Here is a 21522-nt window from a genome sequence, read left to right on the forward strand (position 1 = left end):
TTCAGGAATATATTAGAGAACTGATTACACTCTTCGATCGATCAAATAAAAAGTAATGTGTCACTTTGGAGGATCACAATGGTGTATTATGAGGTACTTTGTTACAGTTGCAAAAGAACATTCAAAGTATACGAAGGTTCACGAAAATATAAACAATTTAAGGAAAGAAGGAATAGGATTTTTTGTTGCGATGATTGTAGTCATAAGGTGCGCATGGATGCAATTAAAAATTTCTTTAGATAGTTTTTTATTGGTGTTTTACTAATAGTAGGATTCATTAGTTAAAATTTTTTAATTAGGGGGCAGGAGCGTGTCAGGAGGATTAGAGAAGGTTATGATGAAAAACAAGCACATTCATATACGGCCATTAACCGTAAAAGATGCTGAGGAAAGCCTGAAGTATCAACTGAATAATCGGGAATTCTTTGAAAGATTTTCAATGACGCGCAGTAGTGATTTCTATACAATTGAAGGTCAAACGGAAAGGATCAGGAAATATGCTGAACATATGAGCACGGATGAAGAGTATAATCTGGGGATTTTTACGAATGATACAGATACTTTAATTGGCTCAATCAGTTTATTTCAAGTGCTGCGGGGAGATCTTCAAAGTGCTTTTATAGGATATTTCCTGGATAAAAGTAATAATGGAAAAGGCTATGCCACTGAAGCTGTCGAGCTAATAGTGGAATATGCATTTAATGAGATCAACCTGCACCGAATTGAGGCAGGAGTCATGCCCCATAACATAGCGTCAATCAGGGTGTTGGAAAAAGCAGGCTTTCATAAAGAAGGACTTGCTAAAAAAAATGTAAAGATAAACGGAAAATGGGAAGATCATCAAGTGTTAGCGATAATAAATCCTGACGACTGATGCGTTCTGTTACACGGGGACGGCTCAATACCAGCCTCAAATTGAAAGCTCCAAGGATTCGATCCTTGGAGCTTTCTTCATGTTTATGTTCGGCTTGGAACGTTGATCGCTTTGATCATCTGACGTATCGAGCCGAGATGGTAGGCGGAGTGAGCGACCGCTCCCAACAGACCATTCGATGTCTGTTCATCCAAGGAGTCAAGTGAATCAATCGTTTTAAGCAGGGTTGTGTATTCTTGTTGAAGTTCGCTATTATATTGTGCCCAAGTGAGTTCATCAACGGATGAGATTTTCCATGATGCTCCCCAGTCCTTCCTGGGTTCTTCGCCGTTTAAGGAAGAATTCGCAGCCCATAAGTAATAGCGGGTATGATCCGTTTGTGCGGCGATTGTCGTGCCATTGACCGGGATCGAAGCATCTTCTGCCGATAATGTTCCTAGCGTTCCGAATAACCCACTGCCGGGTTTCGCTTCTGTGTACCAGCTTGCGTTTTCTTCAGGTCCATCAAATGTTTCCTTCAACAATGTTCTAACAGCTGCCATCATCGGATTGTTCATCTCAGTACCTCCTGAATTTGAATTTAACCACTAAAACTTCTTTAGACGGTTATAGTTTAACTCAGTTGTTTCTAACTGTCAATATGTATTATGATGGTTATAGTAAAGGAGTTATGATTATGTCGGAAACGAACCCTTATATGATGGTCGGCGAACGTTTGTGTTTGGATTTCATCAATACCGTCAGCTGGCGGGAAAGTGCTGAGAAAAGGCGGAATTGGTTTACGAGTTACGCCGAATTGGTCGACTGGTGCATCCATGCTGACGTCTTGACCGGACAACAAGCAAAAGCACTTCTTTTAAAAGCGGAAGAGAAACCGTCTGAAGCGGGAGATATTCTGAATCAGGCAATCGACATGCGGGAGGTCATGTTTCGAATCTTTAAGGCAATTTCAAAGGAAACACCGCCCTACCCGCGGGATTTAGAACATTTCAATGAATTTGTGAGCCGCTTCTATCAACGGTTGCAAGTAATCCATGAACAGAATCAGTACACGTTGAGCTTCAAGCATGCCGGGAACAACCTGGACACAATGCTCCCACCGATTTTGCAATCTGCTGTAGATTTACTTGTTTCCCAAAACGATTTGAAACGAATCAAGCAATGTGAGGGAGACCCTTGTGGATGGTTATTCTTCGATACGAGCCGGAACCGGAGCCGCCGCTGGTGCTCCATGGCCGATTGCGGCAACCGGGCAAAAGCACGGCGATTTCACCAGAAAGAAAAGTGACCATACCCGGTCACTTTTCTTATTGGGTGGGGAAGATTGGTATTCCTTCGGGATCGATGGCAGCTTTCTAATGATAAAGGCAGAAAAATAAAATTATTGTTGACAACTAACGCTACTATGGCATACTATATACTAGTAGTTAGTGTTACTAAGTACGCAAACCAACATACCAAGATACAGAGTACTGAAAGTTTATTGAATACAAATGAGGGGGTGGACTATTGGAACATATAACGGAGATGCTGAAAGGGGTGCTTGAGGGCTGTGTGCTCGAGATCATTAGCCGCGGTGAAACATATGGCTATGAAATCACGCAGCAGCTCAGAGAACTTGGCTTCACTGATGTGGTGGAAGGCACGGTTTATACGATAACCATGCGTCTTGAGAAAAACAATCTTGTGGACATTGAAAAAAAGCCATCGACTGTAGGACCGCCGAGAAAATTTTACACACTCAACGCAGCAGGTCAGGAGAAACTCGAAATATTTTGGGAGAAATGGGAGTTCGTCTCAAGCAAAATTAATGAACTCAAAACGAAAGAACTCAAAAGGAGAGGATAAGATGAAGTTTATTGAAAAAGTGATTGGAAGTATGGCTGACAAGCGGGAATGGAAGGCAATGGAGGCAAGAGCGAAGTCACTTCCAAGTGAATACCGCGACGCCTACAAAGCGATCCAGAAATATATGTGGACCGCTGGCGGTCTCACTGATTGGAAGGACACCAGCCGTATCTTTAATGGCATTCTCGACCTGTTCGAGGAAGGTGCAGCTGAAGGCAAGAAAGTCACTGACCTCACGGGTGAAGATGTGGCAGCATTCTGCGATGAACTAGTGAAGGACGCGGAAACCTGGAGTGATAAGCATCGTGCAAAATTGAACGATTCGATTCGACGTGATTAACGGTCAAATTCAAGTGGATATTCGCCTGATTTTTAACAATGGAGCAATCTCGTAAAGCAGCGAATATCTGGTACGATTTAAAAACGTAAATCAATAGAGTATACCGACTGAATAGCTGGTAACCAATGGTTTTCTTGCATCTTCCCTATTCAGTTATTTTTTTCACTCAGTAGTAAGTAATACAGAATATCAGTCTGACTATGTAGTGGAGTATAGACAATTTAGCGCTTTTTATGAGGAGGAAAAAAACATGAGTAATGCAGCGATATCTGTAAAGGGGTTGAAAAAATCCTTTAAAGACAAGGAAGTCTTAAAGGGAGTGGACTTTGAAGTGCAGCGCGGCGAAATTTTCGCGTTGCTGGGTTCAAATGGAGCGGGCAAGACAACGATCGTCAACATCCTCTCGACACTGATGAAGGCAGATAGCGGCGAAGCAGGGATTTGCAGCTTTGACGTTCAGCGTCAACCGGATCATATCCGCCAGGTAATCAGTCTGACAGGACAGTTTGCGGCTTTGGATGGGATGCAGACCGGGCGGGAAAATCTGATGATGATTGCCAAGTTGCGCGGGGTTCCCAAACCCTCTCAAGTAGCTGATGACCTGCTTGCAAGATTCAGTCTCACCGATGCAGCCAACCGACGTGCGGATCAGTATTCCGGCGGGATGAAGCGCCGGCTGGACATCGCTATGAGCCTGATAGGGGAACCGGCAGTGATTTTTCTCGATGAACCGACCACAGGGCTTGATCCCGAAGCCCGGATTGAAGTCTGGGATACCGTCAAGGAGCTCGCAGGCGGCGGCACGACGATATTGCTGACGACCCAGTACCTGGAGGAAGCGGAACAGCTCGCAGACCGGATTGCCATCCTGCATGGCGGAAAAATCATCACGACCGGTACCCTTACTGAACTCAAGAAGATGTTTCCGCCGGCGAAAGTGGAATACATCGAGAAGCAGCCAGCATTGGAGGAAATATTCCTCGCAATCATCGGCAATCAAAAGGAGGAGATGTAAATGAAAAGTAATACAGGGGTATTACTGGGGCGGTTAATGCGCACGATCATGCGCAGCCCGGATACGATCATCACGGTGGCGATTACGCCGATCATCATGATGCTGCTGTTTGTATACGTATTTGGCGGTGCAATCGAGACAGGCACGGATAACTATGTAAATTTTTTATTGCCGGGAATCTTGCTGATCACGATTGCATCTGGTGTCGCCTACACGTCTCTGCGGCTCTTTACGGATGTGAAGAGCGGGCTGATGTCCCGTTTCCTTACCATGCCCATCAAGCGTTCATCTATATTGTGGGCTCACGTATTGACCTCACTTCTTTCCAATGCGCTTGCTGTCGCGGTGGTGATTCTTGTCGCACTCTTGATGGGATTCAGGTCTGATGCTGATCTTCTGGATTGGCTCGCGGTAATTGGGATACTCGTGCTGTTTACACTAGCCCTCACATGGCTGGCGGTTATTCCCGGATTGACAGCTGGATCTATGGAAGGGGCTACGGCATACTCGTATCCGTTGATATTTCTGCCGTTTATCAGTTCGGCATTTGTCCCCACCGAAACCATGCCTGCAGTAGTTCGGGCGTTCGCAGAGAACCAGCCCGTCACGTCCATCGTGAATTCGATTCGTGCCCTGTTGTATGAAGGGAATGTCGGCAACGGCATCTGGAACTCGCTTGCCTGGTGCGTCGGTATCATGGTCATCGCTTACTTCTTCGCGGGTAAAGTATTTAGACGTCAGTTGGGGTAAGTGCAGTATGATTTGCTATCACTTTTAGAAAATCCACCTTTTCTTTGCCGCAGAGGTGGGTTTTTAATTGTTTTTGAGTAATAAATAAGAAGAAAAAGCACGAAGTTTCACAGCGAACTCCATGTGCTTTTTGTTGTTATATCAGGACATGATTGAATTAATGGTGATGGAAATCAGTGTATAGAAGATAATTAAGGGGTTTAGAAAAATATGTTAATATTAGGTTGTTAGAGGTTGAGAAATATGTAAAGAGAAGTATCCAGGCTTTTTTGGAGAATTATTACGAGGTTCAAGATGCGGTTTATTTTTAAAGATGAGGAGAAGATTTTATGGAGAAGTTTTACGTTGCCTCGAGTTTTCGAAACGTTGATGCTGTTCGCTATGTGATCAGCCAATTAGTAAATAACGGGTATGTTCATACATATGATTGGACCAGGAATGCAAAGGCAAGGGAAGAAAATACGTTAACAGTGGAAGATTTAATAACGATAGGCCAAAGCGAGAAAAAGGCTGTCCTGGAATCGGATTTTATTGTTGTTATATTACCAGGCGGAAAAGGGACCCATATTGAATTGGGGGTAGCCATTGGCCAAGGAAAGCGAGTATTTCTTTACTCGCCAGACAGAGCAATAGATAACGTTGAAACAACAAGTACGTTCTATCATTTACCTGGTGTTGAAAAATGTTACGGAACACTTGATGATTTGTTGGAAAAGATTTCAAGGTATTAGCAAGGGGATTCATATTGCAAAATTTCAAGCTTTCTGAAGAAGAGTTTTATGAACTTCAAAAGTTTATTATAAGAAAAAGTCGTCGTGACGGGTCACGACGACTTTTTTAAATAAATCTGAGGTCAATTTCAAGATTGGTTACATGTTAACATACGCAAACTGACAGCACAAACCAAAAGTATTACAGAGACTGATTGACCTTTTTAATTAACTCAGTTTCCCTGCCAAATGAATAAACACACTCGACGTCCACGTATGCGCAAGATCCCTCAGTCCTTCACCAGTCTCTGCATGGAAGTTCTCCGCGAATCCTCCGTGTTTACAGAGCTCGAGGAATTTCCAGGCAACGTCTTTTGCCAGCTCATGTTCCCCGCACTCTTCAAATGCTTCCACGAACAGAAGGGTCGTCGGCGCCCAGATCGGGCCGCGCCAGTAGGCGTCTTCTTCATAAAGAGGGCTGTCGATTGCTTCGGAAGCGATTCCCCATTTGGTCAGGTAACGGTCGCTGCTCAATGTTTCGATCATTTTTATGCGGGCAGCTTCCGGCAGTTTATCAGCAAGGATAATGGAAACCAGCGGCAGGCACCCTTGGCTTTCGATCGCTTTTCCGTCTCTTGTGAAGCGGGCGACGGGCAGGTCATCTACCAGGAAGTAGTCGCAGAATTTCTGTGTGTATCTGTCCGCTTCTTTTTCCCAATGGTTCTGGTCGTGTGTACGTCCGAGTTTCCCTGCAACGACTGCCAGCATATCCATCGACTTGATCAGGAACGCGGCCAGGTCGGGTGAATCGATGATGTCGGCATCCCTGAATACGGTGCTGTTGTCCTGGCCGGAATCATTGCCGTGATGGTATTCGCAGATGCCGTCACGGTTGAAATCCTTGTAGTGCAGATAGAACTCTACGTGCCTCTTAATCTGTGAAAAGATGGACTCCAGCTGTTCGGTGGAGAGGGTCATCTTTTCCATCATCTTCAGTACGAACAAACCTTGAACCGGCGGCTTGGAGAAGTTCCAGCGTATGGTCGAGTCGCTGACGGATCCGGGGATCTGGCCTTTGTCATCCTGGTGGTCGAATAACAGCTGGATCTGATCCCAAGCGAGCTGATCGTCGACACCGGCGAGAGCGAGTCCGTTGAATGCATTGTCCCAGCTCCATACACCGGGAAAGTTTGCGTTCGACATGTACATCGCTTTTCTTTTTAACAGACCTTGCTCATTGACGATGCACGTCCAGTTCAGATACGCGGCTTCTCTCAGTGTCTGTTCATAGCCTGCAGGGACAGGGGGCTGTTTTGCCAGGAACTCAAGAAAATGGTTCGTGCTTTTATCAAGTGCTGCCTCGAATGAGTATTCCCGCTCTTCAGGGAAACCGCCATTGGTCGGGACGTCCTCGATGACACATAGAAAGTCTTGACGGCCGTCCGACTGGGTAATGTGTATAGAAGACAGATTATCCGCCTCGACTGTGCTCCCGGTCGTGTCCATGAAGACATTCTGCTGTAGGGAGACAGAGCCGTTAGGGGCGAAGATCATGTACTTGGTTAGATTCTTGTAGCTGTTGATTAGGCAGAACTCTTCACCGGGATTGCCTAATAGATAGTTATATTCAAAGTTGAAGACGGGCTGGGTGTCGAGGATGAGCCCGACGTTTTCACCGGTCCCTTTTACAAAAATACGTTCGGAATCTTCGAAGCACAGGTTCAGTTCCCCGCCGTCGAATGAAAGCGAGAGTTGAAATTCGCTGGCTACATATGTGTAGGGGACGGGGGTCCCGTTCACAGTAGGGAAGATCTTGAGGGCATTCTGATGCTGTTTGGATTTACCCCGTACAGAGTTTATATACAAACCGTTTTTTTCAGGAATGTCGCTTTTCTGCCAGGTAAGGGCCATATAGGAACCGAAGTGGCTCATCGGTGTAGTCGTGATATCCATGTTTAGCGCTCCTTTTTTCTAAATTGTCTTGACAATGATTCATAACAATTTATACTGTACTATAACGAACTTGTTTAAACAAGTTGGAATTTTATGAAAGCGATTTAATGAGGAGGTCAAGAGAATGGGCTTTAAGGAAAATGTTTCTGACATAATAAAGTGTATAGGCGGTCCCGGGAATGTCAGCAGTGTGTCGCATTGTGTGACAAGGCTTAGACTGGTGCTGGTGGATGAGAGTTTAGTAGATATAGAGGCTCTTGAAGCAAATGAATTGGTGAAAGGAACGTTCTCGGCGGGCGGTCAATTTCAGGTGATCATCGGTCTGGGCATGATTGAAAGGGTTTACAGCGAATTTGTCAAGCAGACCGGTGCAGAGGCCGTGACGAAGGACGACATGAAGAAGGAAGTAGCCGAGAAAGGGAATGTCATCCAGAAAGGTGTACGGGTGCTCGCGGATATCTTCATTCCGATCTTGCCTGCGATCGTTGCGGCCGGTTTGCTGCTCGGTCTGAACAACATGCTTGCCAATCCAGGAATCTTTTACGATGGAAAATCACTGCTCGATGTTCATACAGGCTGGACTGGCTTTGCCGAGTTCATCAATGTAATTGCGAATACAGCGTTTACATTCCTGCCGGTGCTCATTGCCTGGTCGGCTGCGAAGAAGTTCGGCGGAAGCCCGCTGCTCGGGATCGTGCTTGGTTTGTTATTGGTGCACCCTTCGCTGATGTCCGCTTATGCGTATGCAGAAAATCCGGGGGATGTGGAATACTGGAACCTGTTCGGATGGGACATTGCGAAGATCGGCTATCAGGGACAGGTGCTTCCGGTCATTTTTGCAACATGGATCTTGACCTGGTCTGAAAAGAAATTGAAGCGGGTCATTACGGATAATTTACAGATGATCTTTGTGGCACCGCTTGCATTGGTGTTCGCGGGACTGTTGACATTCGGCGTCATCGGACCGGTCACGATGACAGGTTCGAACTGGATCACGGACGGCATCTTGTATCTGTTTGAAGTATCGCCTGTCATTGCCGGCGCTGTGTACGGATTCATCTCCGGACCGCTTGTGATCACAGGGATGCACCACATTTTCTTAGGCGTCAACCTGCAAATGGCCGGAACGCTCGGCTACGTCACACTGTGGCCGATCGGGGAAACGGTGACACTTGCGCAGGGCGCGGCCGCGTTGACGATGTTCTTCATCATTAAGCAGAACAAGAAATTGAAAGGTGTGTCCTTGACGGCAACCTTGTCAGCATGGCTCGGAGTCACGGAACCGGCCATCTACGGAATCAACCTCCGATTCCGCTACCCGTTCATCGCCGTGATGATCGGAAGTGCGGTCGGTAGTGCTTATCTTGCAGCTCAAGGTGTGAAAGCAACATCCGTCGGGGTAGGCGGAATGTTATCCTTCCTTTCCGTTTATCCGGAACACTGGACGTTCTATTTTACTGGGATGGCGATTACGTTTGTGATCACTGTTGGATTGACGTTTGGGTTCTTTAAGAGTAATTTCTTTAAGGCAGGGAAGTCGGCTGACGGGAAAGCTGGTGCTGAGAGTGGTGCTGGTGTAAAGGGTGAGAAAAAGTTGAAGGCTGAGAATGTTTCGGTTTGATAGAAGGAGAACGGGGCGCCCGATTGGTGGGTGCCCCGTTTTTTTGTCAGCTATGGACCAAGGGGGACAGGTACGGTGGTTCATTCTTTTGGACCGGTGTACCTGTCCCTCTGGTTTAATAATAAGGGAAGTTTTTCCCGTTAAGGCAAGTAAAATGGTTCTTTTTCATGCTATTGGAGTAAATAGAGGAATTTTTTTCCTCTATTCACTCTGTTTTTCGGGCTATTTCCTTAATAAGAGGAGTTTCTTCCCTTATGGATATACTTGTAGATTTGGAGGTCGCTAACCAGTTCTTATCTTGGAATGAAAAATGCTTGGAGCATATGTCTCTAAGCATTTTTCTCTTTGATTCACTTTGCCAAATTGCTTTTTAATATTGGTGCGAATTACTATACGAAAAGAAAATCTTAATTCAGAATTTGTGCTTCTAAACAGAACAGCAATTTTGTTAAAGTCTGTTATTTAAATAAAGGTAAACTCATATTCATTATTAAAGGACAAGTAAGGTGGGATATCATTGAATAGGAGTGTCATTCTGTTTATTTCATTGCTAGTGATCGCTATTATCATTATCTGTCTTTACTTTATTTCAAGGCATACACGACAAGCTACACAAACATACACGTTAGAGAGCTTTATTAATGCTCATCATTTGAATAATGATGAAAGTCAGAAAAAAACCGTAATTAATTATATTAACGATTTCTTCGATGATAACGATAATGATGGGGAAAGTGACGGTTTGGATGACGGAGATAGCGGTGGGGGAGGGAATGATAGTGGAGAATAGTATCCCTTCACAATAGTCAGTTGAGTCTAAATCATAGAAGATTATTATTTAAGAAGGCTAAAGATTCCTCTTGCATGGTAAGTACAAGAACCGCCAACGTTCATATTAATCGAGTCTGGCAGTACAATCTAAAAGAGCTTATTGTTTGCTCTTTTAGGTCCTCTCCTTCGTTATTGTTCCTTATGAAACATTTCCTCGATTTCTGCTTTTGAAAGGAACTCCAAAGGACCGCCAATGCCGTCTGGATCTTCATAGTTCATGATATTTATGTATTTCCTATAAACGTATGAACCGTCTTCAAGTGCTTCTACACCGTCTCCTTTTGATAATCCTTCTCCTGTATTACCGAATATCTCCTTTACTGAATCTTCCTGAAGTTGTGGAGAAAACGTTATTTGTAACAGATACCTTTTCATTAGATCAGGTCTGTCTAGTATACTTGCATCCAGTGTTCCATCATCATTCACAATAATTTCTTTTGATAATACACTTTCTTTGGGGGCATCAAGGTCATAGTTGAATATCTTCTTTAATAGTGTGTCTTCTGGGTAGGGTCTTAGTTCAAAATTGAAAATGCTTCCAGGGGGGAAAGTCGTTACGTGTCTGACTGTGAGTTTCTTTTTTTTGATAAACACATTAGATTCAAGCTGCACTTTCTTACTGGTGATCGTTTCCTTGATCATATCCTCAAACAATACTACTCTACAGCCGCATAACAGCAAAAGGAGTGGAATCAATAAAAATATAATGATTTTCTTTTGAGCCATCAACGTACGTCCCCTTTTAGAATTCGTATTTTACATGATAGTTCGACATCTGCACTCATGAATTTTCCATTTTTACAATTTAATGGTATTATTGTCTTATTGAATTGTCAATAATATTCAGAAAAATAGGATGGGGGTCCTTTTGTGCCAGCTGCACTATTAAAAATGATGAAAATAATAAAAAACGGGTGTATCTATACAGTACTGGTATTCCTCGGCTTCTTTTTCATAAGTGGTGTGAATTCCCTTCTTCAGTATGATCATGAACTAGTTATTCACCTTGATCATTATCTATTAACATTGACATCTACTTTTCAGCAAATGTTTGATGTCACCTCTATCCAATTAAGGTGGGAGGAAAGCGGGAAATATTATCCCTTAACAGATGTGTTTGCTGATTCCTATTTCTATTCCTTTTCTATACTGTTGTTGGCATTTGTACTCGCAATCTTTGTATCCATTGTTTTTAGCTATTTATTTATGCTGCTGCCCAAGAAGGTTAACCAGTTTGTGAATAGATTCCTCGATTTACTTGACGCGCTGCCTGATGTGTTTATTGTAGTACTGCTTCAACTCTTTATCATCTGGTTGTTTAAGAAAACGGGTTATCTCTTATTTGATATTTATACTCTTGGTGAGGAACGGATTTATGTTCTCCCGGTTGTGTGCCTGGCCGTTTTACCCGTTACATATTTAATTAAGAACTTCCTTTTTCAGTTGAAAGAGGAAGAGGTGAAGCCGTATATAGAATTTTCCTATTCGAAAGGATTTTCAAGGTACTACACGCTTTGGGTTCATCTTTTCCGTAACGTCTGGATTCATTTCTTCTATCATTCAAAGCCTGTCTTTTTACTCATGTTGTCCAATTTGCTGATCATTGAACTGCTGTTTAATATCAATGGATTCATGAAAGCACTGCTGCTGGCGTCTACAACATCACCGCCTGCGTTTCTACTGGGGATGTTATTCATCGTTCTGCCATTTTTCTTGATCTACTCAATTGGTTCTCTTTGTTTAAAGTTGTGGTTGAAGGAGGGGATCACGATTGACTAGACGGGCTAAGCTGGGGGTGATGGTTCCCTTGATCTTCATCGCCATTCTATTGGCATCCAGTTTCATTCTGCCGTATATCTACCCTGAATATGATCGTGAGACATCGAGTTATTTGAAAGATTCCAGTGGGGATATCATTGCTGCACCCCCGTATACTCCTGGCGAAATGCCCCCGATGGGCAGTGATAAGATGGGCAGGAATGTGGCGGTGTTACTGATTGCGGGAGCAAAATATACGATTTTGGCGGCCATAGGCATCGCATTTATGAGAATGGTAATCGGATTCTTGTTCGGGCTCTTTTATACGTTTCTGTCCCGGAGAGTGGTGAAGCACGTAAAGGCGCTGGCTGAAGTCTTTCAATTTATCCCGCTTGTTATCATCGTGTATGCTCTTCTTTTCTATGTAGATAAAGCATTTCAAACTAATGCATTGGGCTCAACAAACTACCTGATCATTCAAATGCTGGCGATCTCCATCGTGGTTGTCCCTTCACTGGGCATTTATATTGGCGAAGAGATGAAGATTTTCATGAGAAACGAATTCATCGAGGCTTCGAGGACGATGGGGGGGACGAAGAAACACCTCATCACCACACATCTTTGGCCGCAGTTTCGCCGCCATTCGGTGGTCCTATTCTCGGAACAGATATCTCAAACACTCGCATTACTCATTCAATTGGGGATTATTTATATTACCCTCGGAGGACTCAGGAAAATAAACTTTGGAATTGGGGGAACAGATCCCGAATACTTCACGGTCTCAAATGAATGGGCAGCTATGATCAGTATCAATCTCACCCAAATCTTTGTAAATCCGTGGCTCGTTGTCGCACCACTCGTATTCTTTGCAACCCTTATCTTTCTCGTCAATACAATCAGCTCCAATTTGAAAGTTCTGCTTCTTAATTCCGGGCAGGTGAAGGGAAGTGGAAAATCTGAAGACTATGAGGAGTTTGTGGACACTCCTTTGTCAAGTCAAGGGAGCTTTGATTTCGTTAGTTTTGAAGAGAAGAGCGGGTAGGACAAATGGTTAATGGAGCGGGACGAGGGGACAGGTACATTGTCCCGTTTTTAATTAAATACTTCATCATTAATGATCAAACAGGCCGAAATGCTCTTACATTCCGGCCTGTTTTTTATAAGAAAATGAATGCAGTCCCGATCAATCCACCTACTTCGCTATCGTAGAATGACCTGCCCCTCAACAGGCTGCTTCCTAATCACGACCACAAACAAGGGGTAGGAGTTTCAAAAAATCAGGTTAAAAAATATACTCAGTCTTTGCAAGATAAACCATTTGTAATAGGGGATAATCCACTCTACTATCACTGCTAGGATTGAAACGATAGGCACTATTACCTCTTTTTCTGAATTTTACGAAAAAATAACATTCTATTAATATATTTCCATTATGATGGAAGTGTCATTTATTGATGGATTTAATCAAAATTTGGAAAGTGACTATAGGAGGTTAAGTGATGAGGAAATGCTTGAAAAGGGTATTGCCTGTTGTCCTGTCATTTGCAGTTGCAGGCAGCGTGGTTTTGCCCAATGTTGCAGGGGCCTTGGGTGATTTCGATTTAGATTCCAGCGTAGTACAAACACCGATTAATCAATACCGGGCAGATCTTGCTCCGGGTGTTATGGAGAAGCATTACAGCTTTGAGGGAAGTGATGGAAAGAAGATTGAGAGTTTTGTAGTGGAGGTAGATGTTCAGAATCCGAGTGTATCGATTGAAGCGGGAACACCGAATGACGGTGTAGAATACGGCCTGCAGCCAGTCAGGCAGCAAGCAAGTGCCGCTGATGGAGAAAACCATAAGGTAGTGGCTGCTGTAAACGCTGATTTTTATAATATGGCAACAGGGGAACCCAACGGAATTGTGTTTAAAGATGGAGTCGGGATTAAAGATCAACTTAGAGAAGGATGGGGTTTCTTTGGTATCAAAGAGTCCGGTGAGGCAGTCATTGGAAGTACAGCTGAGTATGATGTGGTCAAGGATCAGCTGCAAGAAGCCCTTGGTGGGAATGCGATTCTCGTAAAGGACAGCCAAGTCTACCAGACTCCTAAAACGGGAGCTGATAGGGAGCCTCGCACGGCTGTCGGTATCAAAGCGGATGGAACTGTATTCTTTACGGTGATCGACGGCAGGCAGGAGCCTTATTCAAGCGGGATTTCCATGCCTGATTTAGCACAATTGATGATTGATTTAGGAGCGGTGTCGGCTCTTAACCTGGATGGCGGCGGATCGTCCACGTTTACAACCCGTACACTGGGAGGGGACGAGCTCGAGATTGATAATATGCCTTCTGATCGCGGGGAGAGGAGTGTGGCCAACTCATGGCTTGTCGTCTCAGAAGAGCCTTCCGATCACATCTTTCACTCTGCGTATGTCTACCCTTATGATCAATCCTTCACTCCGGGATCCACGGTCGATTTCGGTGCTAAAGGCAGAGATAAGGCCATGGCTTCAGCCCCGCTTCCAGGCGCTGATCTGACATGGGAGTTATCCGATCCGTCATTCGGTACCATAGATGAAAAGGGGGTGTTTCAATCCAATGGGAAAACAGGTCAATTCCACGTGCTGTTGAACCATCAGGGAAAAGAGGTTGGGAAAAGCATCATTGAGATTGCTGCACCTGATGAAATTTCTTTCTCTTCACCTGAACTGACGGCAGCCAGAAACAGTGAAATTCCGTTAGGTTTTCAAACAAAATTTGAAAAACGGATAGTCGACTGGAAACTTGAAGACGTTGAGTTTGACATACCTGAAGGATTGGGCACGATTGATGAGGAAGGTGTCCTCCATACGAGTGACCAAAGTGTGAGCGGTACCATCACAGCCCGGCTGAAAGATACAGATTTGACAGCTCAGTTGAAAATCTCTGTAGGAATGCTTCCACAAGTGCTATTTGACTTCGAAGACCATTTAGGTACATGGAAGACAGCAACGGCGAATCGGGGAGAAAAGGGGCATCTGAGCCTGGCGGAGTATCCAGAAGCCGTTCGATTCGGGGATCAATCATTAAAGCTTGATTTTGATTTCACGGATGCCCAGACAGGGACGACCCTTGGAGTATATGCCGGTCCCGGAGTGAATACCGAGATTGAAGGGGATCCGCAAAGCATCGGGATGTGGGTATATGCAACGCCGGAAGCACAGGGGTACTGGCTCCGGATGCTCATTGTGGATGGGAATAATAAGAATCAATCCATTAACCTGACTGCTGAGAAACCGGGGATTGACTGGGTTGGATGGAAATATATCGAAGCCGAGATCCCAGCATCCTTTACAGGACCTTTCAAAATATCCGGGACACAGGCTTTCAGAATGATGTCGACGAAATCCGGCATCACAGGACCTATGACAAAAGGGTCTGTTTCTATTGATAATATACGTGCGGTTTACGGAGAAAAAGTCGATGACTTATATCCGCCGGTCATTGAATCCATAAGTGTAGACCAGAAAGAATATACAACGAGTTCAGTGAATTTAAAGGCTGACGTTCATGAGTATGAAGACGATCCTTTCAAAACAGGCATTGATTGGGAAAAGATCAAATTGTATGTGGACGGCGTGGAATATTCCAAGCGTGAAGGCCATTTCTCATATGATATGGATGGTTCTGTCTCGCTGAGCGGATTAAAGTGGGCGGATGGTACACATCAAATTACGTTGATGGTACCTGATAAATTTGGGAACCAGGCGGTTAAAACAGGATATTTTACAGTGAACACAGGATCTGCAAAGTTTGAAATCGTTCAAGGTCAAGAGAATGCATACTTAGGTGATACCTTTGAACTGGCTGTGAAAGCGACAAATCCAGCTGAAATCTCTGAATCAATTCTGACATTGAAAGTGGATAAAAACTTTCCAGTGGAAGACATCATCTTTTCACCTGGCTTCACGGGAAGTACATCAAGCTATGACAATGAAACGGGAGTCCTTACTCTACATCTCGTGAACAGTGGTGAAACGGGCAAAACAGCAGAAGCAGCAACAATTCCATTAAGGATTCCGGAATCTACAAAAGAAGGCAGCAAACTGAATGCAGAGTTGATCAAGGGAGAAGTCACCTATGTTCAACCACGGGAAGATATATTCATTCCGACCTATTCGATGAAACCTCTGAGTGTTGAAGTAGAGGCAGCGTTGAAAGTCGAAGCAGAACCACTGTTAATAGGAGAGGCCGCACAGTTTAAGGTGATGAATCAGGAAGGCAATCCTGTCAGTGGAGCGGAAGTTTTTTCATCAATTGAAGGAAACGAAGAGCTTCTTGGGAAGACAAAAGATGACGGTACACTCGTCGTCGATTCGATTACAAATGACATCACAAAGGTCAGCCTGTTTTCCGTGAAAGACGGCAGATACTCATTCAAGGTGGATACCCAGACGTATCCGGCTTTGGTGGGTGAGGATGAAATAAAAAATGTTATTTCACCAACCACCGATGACCCGTATAAATCGAAACGGTTTACCTGGATGTCCAGCCCGTCAGGAAAAGACGATACGCCGATCATCCAGTATGCAAGAAAGAAGGATTATGACAAAAAAGGTGAAAAGAGTCTCCTGAACGCAAAGGGATCATCGAGTAATCAAGTGTTTTCGGGAGAGTTGGATATTACCAAGAATGGCATCGCAAGGGTAAATCAGGTCACAGTGAAGAAGCTGAAGCAGGACACGACTTACGTATACCGGATTGGGAATGGCGAGACCTGGAGTGATTTGCAAGAATTCACTACGTTGAAACGAAAAAATCAATTCGAGTTCGCGGTACTGGGTGACACTCAATCACCATCCGACTTAAGCCTGTTTGACCAGATTCTTTCGGATATCAACGGACAGAATCCGGCATTTATGATCCATGTCGGTGACCTCGTCGATGAATCTTCTAAATTCAATCAATGGGATGATTTATTGGGAGTGATGAATCAATACGATAAGATCCGTACGACTAATCTTGTCGCTTCCCTTGGTAATCATGAATACATGGGAGACAGTGATGCCAGTACAGCAAAAGCCATTCTGGGATCACCCCAGAATGGTCCGGATGTGGACAAAGGCGGTACGTATTCCGTTGATTATCATAACATGCACATAAGCGTGCTTGGCTTTACAAGTGACAATGAATTGCTTGATCAACAACTGGAATGGCTGAAACAAGACATGGAGAGTTCGGATAAACCTTGGAAAATTCTCGTGACCCATAAGCCTCCGTACTACACCAACCCATTCGGCGGCAATGAAATCATGAAGGAAAAGCTGCCTCCGGTCGCAGATGAACTGGGAATCGACATCGTCTTCTCCGGTCACGATCATGCCTACGGAAGAACGAAGGAACTGAAAGAAGGTAAAGAACACGAAAACGGCACAGTTTATGTAGTCGCAGGCACAACTGGTAAAAAGCACTATGATGCGGTGGCAGATGAGAAATTCGAGTACGTCAACATGGAGAACATTGCAGTCTATATGAGTGCGAAGGTGGATAAGGAAACCATTACATTCATCACGAGAACATCAGAAGGCGATGTGATTGATGAGTTTAGTGTTGTGAATGAAGAGTATGATAAGGAAAACTATCAGGAAGAGTAAAGTGAAGGTGTCAGGTATCCTTCTGTATTTAGCGGAGGGCCTGACACCAGCTTTCTCATAGCAGTTGTTAAAGGGAAGCAGCTGAATTCATGGGTCAGTGCGGGGGATAATGACAATATATTATCAATACTTCCATCTTTATGAATTTGGTTCAGATTCACATCAACAATCAAGACTTTTCACTAACTTGTAGATAAATATAAGATAAAATCGTTGAACGGCCCCCTGTTTTTTGGCAGGGGGACTTTTCTATGGTCTTAGGTAACGCAGCGCATTAGAGTTGAGCTTGAACATAGAAAGTTCATATTTAAAGAAGTGTGAGCCTTTCTCTATCTTCGGAAGTACAAGAACCGCCCCCGTGCTTCCTACTGCGCTATCGTAGATTGACCTGCCTGCCCCTCTACAGGCTGTTTCTTAATCACGACCACAAACAAACTGGCGACTATGCAAAATACCCCCGCCAGCGTGAAGGCCAATGAATAGGAGTTGAACACGTTGAAGATGACTCCTGCTCCGCCTGCTGCCACGGCTGCACCTAATTGGTGGGATGCGAATATCCAGCCGTAGACGATTCCGCTTTTTTCGATCCCGAAGATTTGCCTTGAAATGTTGACAGTTGGAGGGACGGTTGCGATCCAGTCCAATCCATAGAATACGGAGAAAATGATAAGCAGAATCATGGAGCCTTCTGAGAGTGCGAATGGGAGGAATACAAGGGATGCTCCTCTCAACCCGTAATACCAGAACAGCAGCCAGCGATTATCAAACCGGTCAGTCAGCCAGCCGGAAAGAGTGGCTCCGATCAGATCGAAGACACCCATCAGCGAAAGCAGGGATGCCGCTGCTACAGCAGTGAATCCGAATCCTATACAATAAGAAATAAAGTGGGTCCCGATTAATCCGCTCGTCGAAAGCCCGCAGATGAAGAAGCTGGTGGCCAGCAGCCAGAATTCTTTGAACTTGATTACGTCAAATAAGGTTTGAAAGGCAATCATGACCGGATTTTTCTTCTGGACGTTTTCACTTACGCTCCGTTCCTTCTGGAGCCCATATGGAAGCAGTCCTATGTCCTTTGGTGTGCTTTTCATAAATAAGAGGATGATGGCCAGCATGATGACACTGAGGACCAGAATGAGGCCCATCGCCCATTTCCATGAATGCATGTCGATGATGATCGCAAGTAAAGGGAGAAGTACGAGCTGCCCGGTTGCCGTACTGGCTGTAAGAATACCGAGGGCGAGTCCCCTTCTTTTTTCAAACCATGTATTGGCGATATACGGGCTCAGTACTGTCAGAAACAACCCGGAACCCAGTCCGATAATCACACCCCAAATCACAATCAATTGCCACGGCTTCTCCATGAAAAAGGTGAGCATGACCCCGCCCAATAAAGTCAACATGGCGTAAATCATCATTTTTTTGATGCCCGTTACCTCGATCAAAGCAGCCATAAACGGTCCGGAGATCCCGTATAGAAGAAGACTGACCGCAAATGCGAATGAGATGGTTGACCGTTCCCATCCGAATTCCGCTTCAAATGGAACGATAAAGACTCCGGATGAAGACCGGATTATACCGGCGATTAGAATCGAAAAAAATGCGACGAATAAAATAACCCAACTATAATGGAGACGTTTCAACCCTTCACCCCGTTGTTATGTATATTTTTTTATTATAGTAAAGTTCAAGATTAAATATATCTTTTGTGAATTGCATGACCGCGAAATTCATCTATAACTTCCATGATTACAGCAAAAATAAAAGACCAATCAATGAAATGTGGCTGAGAAAAAAATCAACACTCTATTAAAACTATATCACTTTTTTTGCAGGTTATAATAAAAGTTTGGACTGTGACATCACTAAGAATTCTAAGCGCAACGGGACCGTATACCGAACATTTTTTATGTTTACTATTTCACAAACTTGGATAAATCCTCTATATGACTTTATAAAACAGGAGGCTAATTCAAAAATGGGAAGACTAAACCAAAAAATCACCGTGATCACAGGGGCGGCAACCGGAATCGGGGAAGCCACTGCTCATCTATTTGCAGAAGAAGGGGCTGCTGTCATCTGCGCAGATGTGGATGAAGTCCAGGCGAAAAAGACGGCTGACCACATCAAGTCAGATGGCGGAACGGCTGAAGCGTATCATCTGGATGTATCCAGCGAAGAAAGTGTTAAGAAGTTTGCGGAGTATGTGAAAGACACGTACGGGAAGATCGATGTCCTGTTCAATAACGCCGGAGTGGATGAACAGGGAGGAAAGGTTCATGAATACCCGGTGGAACTGTTTGATAAGATCATTGCAGTTGATCTGCGGGGGACGTTCCTCGTCAGTAAGTATCTGATCCCGTTGATGCTCGATCACGGCGGTTCCATCATCAATAATGGTTCCATGTCCGGTCATGCAGCCGACCTTGACCGTTCGGGTTATAACGCGGCAAAAGGCGGCATCATCAATTTCACGAAGGCGATGGCCATTGATTACGCTCGCCACGGTATCCGGGTGAACTCCTTGTCACCGGGTACGATTGAAACCCCGCTCATTGATAAGCTCGTAGGAAGCAAGCAGGATGAAATGGGGCAGAAATTCAGGGATGCCAACAGATGGATCACCCCGATGGGCCGCCTCGGCAGCCCGCACGACATGGCAACCGTCGCCCTGTTCCTGGCATCGGATGACAGTGCGTATGTGACCGGAGAAGACATCAAGGCAGACGGAGGGATTATGGCTTATACTTGGCCGGGTAAGATGCTGATTGAGGAGGATGAGTGGAAGAAGGGGACGGAATAAAATAATTGAGAAGGGCTCCTTGTCATTTGACAGGGGGCTTTCTTATATTCGATTTAACCTTTTTGGTGAATCCTAAGCTGAGGTCATTGGAGGAACCTTTGAATGTTGAGTTTAAGGAATCGGCTTGAGGTCAGGTGCTTTTTCGTAAGAGTAAGTAGTTTTATAGTGTTGTTCAGAAAATAGAGTATAAATCTTAATGGTTTCATACTATATTTTACGTATAAGATATTCCCGGACTTTCATTCTCTATTGCCACACCTCCCGAAATTGTATATGGTAGAGTCACAATCAATCCACAAGGTGGTGAAATTCATTTGAAAAAACAAATCGCTACGCCTAAATCGATGGGGAAGGTGATCGGGCGCAGTATTCGCACCTCCCTTTTAAATCTCGGCAGCGCTACGAAAGTGGAGCTCAGCCGTTCGCTGGGGATCAGTTTCCCGACGATCAGCAAGTTTATTACCGAAATGGAAAAAGACGGGGAAATCCTTCAGCTCGGATTGGATGGCTCCAGTGGGGGAAGAAGAGCAAAACGGTATACATATAATGCGGAGTATATGTACGGGTTGGCCCTTTTTTTAGAAAAGAGTGAGACGAATTATACGATTTTCAACTGTCAGGGAGAAGTAAAGGAAAAAGGGAAAATGGGAAGTGTGCTGGCAGATGGAGGATTGAGTCTGTTAACGGATTGCATTGAGCAACTTATTATGAGATTCCCTAAAATAAGATCGATTGCACTCGGGGTTCCGGGCTCGGTCGATGGCTCGCGCATCTTTTATATCCCGGGATACGATGACTATCAAGATGTCGATTTAAAAGGATACTGTGAGGAGCGTTTTGGGATCCGTACGGTGGTTGAGAATGATATGAATGCCTCTGTGCTGGGCTACTATCACCATAACGGAAGTCACAAACAGTCCCTTGTTTATTTGTACGCGGGTCAAAACGGACCTGGTGCGGGTGTTATGATCAATGGGGACGTGGTCAGGGGAAGGAGCTTTTTTACTGGTGAGGTGTCATTTGTGCCTCTCTATAGTGAGCAGAATTTTCAACAGGCGATGGAAAAGGAGTCTCACTCCATAAGGGTCGATGCCATGAGCCGATTGGTCGCTTCATTTACAGGGATGATCAATCCCCACACGTTTATTTTCTGTGAAGGTGAAGTGAGTCAGGCTGATTTGGAGGAAATCTCCCGCATCAGTTCAACATTTATCCCTTCCGAACACCTTCCGGATCTTACCGTGAGTGATTTTCAGCAGGACTATTTATTCGGATTGCAGCAGCTGTGTCTGGATCTTATGTTGGACGGTGCATCAGGTTAAGATCTTTTGTATACTTATTAAAGAAATTTAATAAGTATTTTTTCGTACACTTATTAAAGGAGTTTAATAAGTTTGGATGTTAATT

At 44.4% G+C, this 21522-nt stretch carries 19 protein-coding genes; 15 read left to right on the plus strand and 4 right to left on the minus strand.

Annotation, left to right across the window (positions count from 1 at the left end):
* The first annotated feature begins 78 nt into the window (after positions 1-78).
* Together V6B33_RS01375 and V6B33_RS01380 are read left to right on the plus strand one after the other, a co-directional pair.
* Positions 79-243: a DUF2197 domain-containing protein gene (locus V6B33_RS01375; RefSeq protein WP_334215947.1), complete on the plus strand. Its 165-nt coding sequence runs from the start codon at positions 79-81 to the stop codon at positions 241-243.
* Positions 244-334: 91 nt separating this feature from the next.
* A complete protein-coding gene (locus V6B33_RS01380; RefSeq protein ID WP_334216403.1) occupies positions 335-874 on the plus strand; it encodes a GNAT family N-acetyltransferase in 540 nt (179 codons plus the stop codon).
* Positions 875-957: 83 nt separating this feature from the next.
* On the opposite strand, the gene V6B33_RS01385 is transcribed toward V6B33_RS01380, so the two are convergent.
* Positions 958-1431 (minus strand): hypothetical protein, encoded by a 474-nt coding sequence (locus V6B33_RS01385; protein ID WP_334215948.1) that lies wholly within the window; start codon positions 1429-1431, stop codon positions 958-960.
* A 119-nt stretch (positions 1432-1550) separates the two neighbouring features.
* Between V6B33_RS01385 and V6B33_RS01390 the strand changes: the two genes are divergently transcribed.
* From V6B33_RS01390 to V6B33_RS01415, 6 genes are all read left to right on the plus strand, one after another.
* The gene (locus V6B33_RS01390) at positions 1551-2162 is read left to right on the plus strand and encodes a CGNR zinc finger domain-containing protein (RefSeq protein ID WP_334215949.1); all 612 of its coding nucleotides are present in this window, start codon (positions 1551-1553) and stop codon (positions 2160-2162) included.
* A 221-nt stretch (positions 2163-2383) separates the two neighbouring features.
* Positions 2384-2722: a PadR family transcriptional regulator gene (locus V6B33_RS01395; RefSeq protein ID WP_334215950.1), complete on the plus strand. Its 339-nt coding sequence runs from the start codon at positions 2384-2386 to the stop codon at positions 2720-2722.
* A gap of 1 nt (position 2723) precedes the next feature.
* A complete protein-coding gene (locus V6B33_RS01400; protein ID WP_334215951.1) occupies positions 2724-3062 on the plus strand; it encodes a DUF1048 domain-containing protein in 339 nt (112 codons plus the stop codon).
* Positions 3063-3312: 250 nt separating this feature from the next.
* Positions 3313-4077, plus strand: coding sequence for an ABC transporter ATP-binding protein (locus V6B33_RS01405; RefSeq protein ID WP_334215952.1), 765 nt, complete (start codon positions 3313-3315; stop codon positions 4075-4077).
* Complete coding sequence (locus V6B33_RS01410) at positions 4078-4827, plus strand: ABC transporter permease (protein ID WP_334215953.1); 750 nt, start codon at positions 4078-4080, stop codon at positions 4825-4827.
* Positions 4828-5156: 329 nt separating this feature from the next.
* A complete protein-coding gene (locus V6B33_RS01415; protein WP_334215954.1) occupies positions 5157-5558 on the plus strand; it encodes a nucleoside 2-deoxyribosyltransferase in 402 nt (133 codons plus the stop codon).
* A gap of 207 nt (positions 5559-5765) precedes the next feature.
* On the opposite strand, the gene V6B33_RS01420 is transcribed toward V6B33_RS01415, so the two are convergent.
* Complete coding sequence (locus V6B33_RS01420; RefSeq protein ID WP_334215955.1) at positions 5766-7490, minus strand: amylo-alpha-1,6-glucosidase; 1725 nt, start codon at positions 7488-7490, stop codon at positions 5766-5768.
* Between the two features lie 124 nt (positions 7491-7614).
* On the opposite strand from V6B33_RS01420, the gene V6B33_RS01425 reads away from it, so the two are divergent.
* The gene (locus tag V6B33_RS01425; RefSeq protein ID WP_334215956.1) at positions 7615-9111 is read left to right on the plus strand and encodes a PTS transporter subunit EIIC; all 1497 of its coding nucleotides are present in this window, start codon (positions 7615-7617) and stop codon (positions 9109-9111) included.
* Between the two features lie 517 nt (positions 9112-9628).
* Positions 9629-9901 carry a hypothetical protein gene (locus V6B33_RS01430; RefSeq protein ID WP_334215957.1) on the plus strand — a complete coding sequence of 91 codons (273 nt, stop codon included), beginning with the start codon at positions 9629-9631 and terminating at the stop codon, positions 9899-9901.
* A gap of 170 nt (positions 9902-10071) precedes the next feature.
* Here V6B33_RS01430 and V6B33_RS01435 read toward each other — a convergent pair whose 3' ends face one another.
* The gene (locus V6B33_RS01435) at positions 10072-10668 is read right to left on the minus strand and encodes a hypothetical protein (RefSeq protein ID WP_334215958.1); all 597 of its coding nucleotides are present in this window, start codon (positions 10666-10668) and stop codon (positions 10072-10074) included.
* 144 nt (positions 10669-10812) lie between these two features.
* Here V6B33_RS01435 and V6B33_RS01440 point away from each other — a divergent pair, with 144 nt between their 5' ends.
* The 3 genes from V6B33_RS01440 to V6B33_RS01450 all read left to right on the plus strand — a co-directional run bounded on the left by V6B33_RS01440 (position 10813) and on the right by V6B33_RS01450 (position 17315).
* The gene (locus V6B33_RS01440) at positions 10813-11721 is read left to right on the plus strand and encodes an ABC transporter permease subunit (RefSeq protein WP_334215959.1); all 909 of its coding nucleotides are present in this window, start codon (positions 10813-10815) and stop codon (positions 11719-11721) included.
* Positions 11714-12742, plus strand: a complete 1029-nt coding sequence (locus tag V6B33_RS01445) for a hypothetical protein (protein WP_334215960.1) — start codon at positions 11714-11716, stop codon at positions 12740-12742. The genes V6B33_RS01440 and V6B33_RS01445 overlap by 8 nt, the downstream gene beginning before the upstream one ends.
* Positions 12743-13199: 457 nt before the next feature.
* The gene (locus V6B33_RS01450) at positions 13200-17315 is read left to right on the plus strand and encodes a phosphodiester glycosidase family protein (RefSeq protein WP_334215961.1); all 4116 of its coding nucleotides are present in this window, start codon (positions 13200-13202) and stop codon (positions 17313-17315) included.
* A gap of 365 nt (positions 17316-17680) precedes the next feature.
* On the opposite strand, the gene V6B33_RS01455 is transcribed toward V6B33_RS01450, so the two are convergent.
* Complete coding sequence (locus V6B33_RS01455) at positions 17681-18955, minus strand: MFS transporter (protein ID WP_334215962.1); 1275 nt, start codon at positions 18953-18955, stop codon at positions 17681-17683.
* A 335-nt stretch (positions 18956-19290) separates the two neighbouring features.
* Between V6B33_RS01455 and V6B33_RS01460 the strand changes: the two genes are divergently transcribed.
* Positions 19291-20115, plus strand: coding sequence for an SDR family oxidoreductase (locus tag V6B33_RS01460; RefSeq protein WP_334215963.1), 825 nt, complete (start codon positions 19291-19293; stop codon positions 20113-20115).
* Between the two features lie 314 nt (positions 20116-20429).
* Positions 20430-21437 carry an ROK family transcriptional regulator gene (locus tag V6B33_RS01465; protein WP_334215964.1) on the plus strand — a complete coding sequence of 336 codons (1008 nt, stop codon included), beginning with the start codon at positions 20430-20432 and terminating at the stop codon, positions 21435-21437.
* Positions 21438-21522 lie beyond the last annotated feature (85 nt).

This window comes from Mangrovibacillus sp. Mu-81 (assembly GCF_036867415.1).
Classification (GTDB): domain Bacteria; phylum Bacillota; class Bacilli; order Bacillales; family Bacillaceae_B; genus Rossellomorea.

Coding starts and splice junctions, on each gene's coding strand:
- V6B33_RS01375 (WP_334215947.1), top strand. CDS start 79: ATGGTGTATTATGAGGTACTTTGTTACAGTTGCAAAAGAACATTCAAA.
- V6B33_RS01380 (WP_334216403.1), top strand. CDS start 335: ATGATGAAAAACAAGCACATTCATATACGGCCATTAACCGTAAAAGAT.
- V6B33_RS01385 (WP_334215948.1), bottom strand. CDS start 1,431: ATGAACAATCCGATGATGGCAGCTGTTAGAACATTGTTGAAGGAAACA.
- V6B33_RS01390 (WP_334215949.1), top strand. CDS start 1,551: ATGTCGGAAACGAACCCTTATATGATGGTCGGCGAACGTTTGTGTTTG.
- V6B33_RS01400 (WP_334215951.1), top strand. CDS start 2,724: ATGAAGTTTATTGAAAAAGTGATTGGAAGTATGGCTGACAAGCGGGAA.
- V6B33_RS01405 (WP_334215952.1), top strand. CDS start 3,313: ATGAGTAATGCAGCGATATCTGTAAAGGGGTTGAAAAAATCCTTTAAA.
- V6B33_RS01410 (WP_334215953.1), top strand. CDS start 4,078: ATGAAAAGTAATACAGGGGTATTACTGGGGCGGTTAATGCGCACGATC.
- V6B33_RS01415 (WP_334215954.1), top strand. CDS start 5,157: ATGGAGAAGTTTTACGTTGCCTCGAGTTTTCGAAACGTTGATGCTGTT.
- V6B33_RS01420 (WP_334215955.1), bottom strand. CDS start 7,490: ATGGATATCACGACTACACCGATGAGCCACTTCGGTTCCTATATGGCC.
- V6B33_RS01425 (WP_334215956.1), top strand. CDS start 7,615: ATGGGCTTTAAGGAAAATGTTTCTGACATAATAAAGTGTATAGGCGGT.
- V6B33_RS01435 (WP_334215958.1), bottom strand. CDS start 10,668: ATGGCTCAAAAGAAAATCATTATATTTTTATTGATTCCACTCCTTTTG.
- V6B33_RS01450 (WP_334215961.1), top strand. CDS start 13,200: ATGAGGAAATGCTTGAAAAGGGTATTGCCTGTTGTCCTGTCATTTGCA.
- V6B33_RS01460 (WP_334215963.1), top strand. CDS start 19,291: ATGGGAAGACTAAACCAAAAAATCACCGTGATCACAGGGGCGGCAACC.